The sequence below is a fragment of the Roseisolibacter sp. H3M3-2 genome, assembly GCF_029211165.1.
Taxonomy (GTDB): Bacteria; Gemmatimonadota; Gemmatimonadetes; order Gemmatimonadales; family Gemmatimonadaceae; genus Roseisolibacter.
This window is the reverse complement of sequence record NZ_JARGEK010000413.1, coordinates 1-3,880: the sequence shown is the minus strand read 5'-3', so window position 1 is coordinate 3,880 and position 3,880 is coordinate 1. Positions and strand designations below refer to the sequence as shown.

Sequence of the window (3,880 nt, the reverse complement as noted above, 5' to 3'; positions counted from 1 at the left end):
CGGTGCGCCGCGGCGGGCCGAAGAGCGCCTCCCCCACGTCGCGCGCCGGCGGCGCGGGCGGCTCGGGGCCGAACAGCTCGAGCGCGTCCGCGTCCGTGGCGGCGCGCCGCCGCCGGGTCACCGGACGCCCGCCAGCTGCCGCGCCGCGCGGACCGTGTTGGCCAGCAGCATCGCGATCGTCATCGGGCCCACCCCGCCGGGCACCGGCGTGATCGCCGCCGCCACCTCGCGCGCGCCGTCGAAGTCCACGTCGCCGACCAGCCGCGTCCCCGACTTCGTGGTCGGGTCGTCGATCCGGTTCATCCCGACGTCGATCACCACCGCGCCCGGCTTGATCATGTCCGCGGTGACGAAGCGGCCGCGCCCGATGGCCGCGATCAGCACGTCGGCGCGGCGCGTGTGCGCCGCCAGGTCGCGCGTGCGGCTGTGGCAGACGGTGACGGTCGCGTCGACCCCCGCCTGGACCATCAGCGCCGCCATCGGCTTGCCGACGATGTTGCTGCGCCCGATCACGACCACCTCGGCGCCGCGCAGCGGCACCCCGGCCTCCTCGAGCAGCACCATCACGCCGGCCGGCGTGCAGGGCGCGAAGCCGTCGCTCTCGCCGATCAGCAGCTTGCCGACGTTCACGGGGTGGAAGCCGTCGACGTCCTTCTCCGGGCGGATGCGCCGCAGCACCGCGTTCGGGTCGATCTGCTTCGGCAGCGGCATCTGGACGAGGATGCCGTGCACGCGGTCGTCGGCGTTCAGCCGGTCGACCACCGCCAGCAGCTCCTCCTGCGTCGTCGTGGCGGGGAGGCGGATCGTCTCGCCGCGCATCCCGGCCTCGACCGACTGCTTCTCCTTGTTGCGCACGTACACCGCGCTCGCCGGGTCGTCGCCCACGAGCACCACCGACAGCCCCGGCGTCACGCCGTGCTCGGCCCTGAGCGCCGCCACCTCGTCGGCGAGCCGCGCGCGCACGCCGCGGGCGATCGCCGCCCCGTCGATCAGCCGCGCCGCCCCGTCCTCCTGCACCGTCGCCATCGTCTGCTCCGTCGCCTCCGCGGCCTCAGCGCGCAAAGTCCACCGCCCGCGTCTCGCGGATCACCACGACCTTGATCTGCCCGGGGTACTGCAGCTCGGCCTCGATGCGCCGCGCGATCTCCTCGGAGAGCGCCGTCATGCGCACGTCGTCCACGTCCTCGGGGGTGACCACGATGCGCACCTCGCGCCCCGCCTGGATCGCGAACACCTTCTCGACGCCGCGGTAGCTGGAGGCGATCCGCTCCAGCCCCTCGAGCCGCTTCACGTACGTCTCGAACGCCTCGCGGCGCGCGCCCGGGCGCGACCCGCTGATCGCGTCGGCGGCCTGCACCAGCACCGAGACCTCGCTCTCGTGCGGCACGTCGTCGTGGTGCGCCGCGATGGCGTTCACCACCAGCGGGTGCTCGCCGTAGCGGGTCGCCATCTCGACGCCCAGCTGGACGTGCGTCCCCTCGTGCTCGTGCGTCAGCACCTTGCCGACGTCGTGCAGCAGCGCCCCGCGCTTGGCCATCGCGACGTCGAGCCCGAGCTCGGCCGCCATGATCCCTGCGAGCCAGGCGACCTCCTTCGAGTGCTGCAGGATGTTCTGGCCGTAGCTGGTCCGCCAGCGCATTCGCCCCACGAGCTTGACCAGCTCGGGGTGCAGCCCGGCGACGCCGACCTCGTAGGCCGCCTGCTCGCCGGTCTCGACGATCTGCTTGTCGACCTCCTGGCGGGCCTTGTTGACGACCTCCTCGATGCGCCCCGGATGGATGCGCCCGTCGGAGACGAGCTTCTCCAGCGCCTGCCGCGCGACCTCGCGTCGGACCGGCTCGAAGCACGAGACCACGACGGTGTCGGGCGTGTCGTCGATGATGACGTCGACCCCGGTGGCGAGCTCGAAGGCGCGGATGTTCCGCCCCTCGCGCCCGATGATGCGCCCCTTCATCTCGTCGTTCGGGAGCGCGACGGACGACACGGTGGTCTCCGCGGTGTGCTCGGCGGCGATCCGCTGGACGGCCAGCGCGACGATCTTCTTGGCCTCGCGCTCGGCGTTGCGCCGCGCGGTCTCGCGGATCTCGCGGATCCGGTTCGCCGCGTCGGCCTGCGCCTGCTCCTCCATCCGGCGCATCAGCTCCGCCCGGGCGTCGGCGGCCGACAGCCCGGCCAGCTCCTCCAGCCGCCGCGTCGCGTCGGCGCGCAGCGACTCGATCGCCCCCTCCTGGTCGGCGACCACCTTCTCCCGCCGTCCGAGCTCGCTCGCGCGCCGCGCCAGCTCCCGGTCGCGCTGGTCGATGGTCTCGCTCTTCCGGTCGAGCTGCGCCTCGCGCTCCTGCAGCCGGCGCTCCTCGCGCTCGACCTCCTCGCGCCGGCCGCGGACCTCGCCCTCCTGCGCCTCGCGCAGGCGGAGCAGCTCCTCCTTCCCCGTGACGACGGCGCTCTTCCGGGCGGCCTCGGCCTCCCGCTCGGCGTCGCCGACGATGCGCTTCGCCGTCTCCTCGGCGGTCGCCTTGGCCGCGCGCTGGCGCTCGACCTCCTCCGCCCGCCCCTCGACCAGCCCGGCCGACCGGCCGGCGCCGCGCCCGTACGCGAAGGCGCCGACGGCGGCGCCCACCGCGACGAGCACGCCCAGCAGGGCGAGGATCGCTTGCTCTCCCATGACGGCTCTATGCTCCAGCACGGCGCAGGCGCCGCGCGATGGCCCGAGTGCTCATCTATGTGGGAGGCGGCCGACCGCCGGCTCGGACGCGTCCGCCACGTCGCGCCCCCTCCCCGCCCGACCAACGCCTAACCGCAACGCGCGCTTGCACCTACGGCGAGCGCCGCGGCCGCAAGCTATTCCCGCGTCTGTGGAAAGGCAACGCGACCTCGGCCGCGCCGCGCGCGAGCCGGTCAGCCGGCGCCCTCGCCACGCTTCGTCGGCGGCAGCCACCGCCTCACCTCGGCGGCCAGCCCCTCCGCGCGCTCGCCCAGCTGCCGCGCGTCGGCGCGCGCCCGGAACAGCTCGTCGGTGATCTGCAGCGCGGCCAGGATCGCCGCCTTGTGCGTCTCGACGACGGTGCCGCTGTCCATCACCTGCCGGATCACGCGGTCGACGTGCGCCGCCACGTCGCGGGTGTGCCCCGCCGGCGCGTCGGTGCGGATGGTGTAGTCGTCGCCCAGGATCGACACCCGCACCGAGCCGCGCCCGCCCCCTTTCCCGCCGTCAGCGCTCACCGTCGACCTCCTGCTGCTGCCGGAGGAACCGCATCCGGTCGGCCATCCCCCGCGTGCGCTCCGCGGCCTCCGCGAGCCGCGCCTTCAGCGCCGCGTTCTCCGACTCGGCGGCGGCGAGACGACCGGCCAGCACCTCCAGCCCGTCCTGCGAGCCCCCCGCCGCGCCCGTCACCGACTGCAGCTCCTTCAGCCGCCGCTCCGCCTCGAGCGCCCGCCGGCGGAAGAACGACAGCTCCTCGCCCAGCGCGCGCACGAGCCGCTCCAGGTCGGCGAACGCCTCGGCGGCGGGGGTGATGACCGACTCCCTCATCCGGCCACGCGCGGGCGGACGCCGAGCTCGCCCTCCAGCGCCTTGAGCAGCTTCTGGCGACGCCCCTCGACCTCCTTCTCGCGCAGCGTGCGCGTCGGGTCGCGCAGCACCAGGCGCCAGGCGAGGCTGCGGGCCCCGGCCGGCACGTCGCCGCCGCGGAACTCGTCGAAGAGCACGACGTCCTCCAGCAGCTCGCCGCCGGCGGCGCGCAGCACCCGCGCGACCTCCCCGGCCGCGACCGCGTCCGGCACCACCAGCGCGAGGTCGAACTCGGCGGCCGGCGTGGTCGGGAGCGCGCGCGCCCTGCGGTGCGGCGGGGCGGCCGGCCGCGGCGACGCGCCCTCGGCG

4 protein-coding genes and 1 pseudogene are annotated in these 3,880 nt (G+C 75.2%); all 5 read right to left on the bottom strand.

The window, feature by feature from the left end; all coding sequences use genetic code 11:
- Positions 1-117 precede the first annotated feature (117 nt).
- Positions 118-1,026: a bifunctional methylenetetrahydrofolate dehydrogenase/methenyltetrahydrofolate cyclohydrolase FolD gene (folD, locus tag PYV61_RS22125; protein WP_345785278.1), complete on the bottom strand. Its 909-nt coding sequence runs from the start codon at positions 1,024-1,026 to the stop codon at positions 118-120.
- Between the two features lie 25 nt (positions 1,027-1,051).
- Positions 1,052-2,665 carry a ribonuclease Y gene (rny, locus tag PYV61_RS22120; protein ID WP_275835753.1) on the bottom strand — a complete coding sequence of 538 codons (1,614 nt, stop codon included), beginning with the start codon at positions 2,663-2,665 and terminating at the stop codon, positions 1,052-1,054.
- Between the two features lie 233 nt (positions 2,666-2,898).
- Entirely contained in the window at positions 2,899-3,222 is a 324-nt protein-coding gene (locus tag PYV61_RS22115; RefSeq protein ID WP_275835751.1) for a cell division protein ZapA, read from the bottom strand.
- Entirely contained in the window at positions 3,212-3,532 is a 321-nt protein-coding gene (locus PYV61_RS22110) for a hypothetical protein (protein ID WP_275835749.1), read from the bottom strand. Before PYV61_RS22110 ends, PYV61_RS22115 begins: the two co-directional genes overlap by 11 nt.
- Positions 3,529-3,880 (bottom strand): annotated as a pseudogene (locus PYV61_RS22105) (phenylalanine--tRNA ligase subunit beta); the annotation flags it as partial. The pseudogene PYV61_RS22105 and the gene PYV61_RS22110, both read right to left, overlap by 4 nt.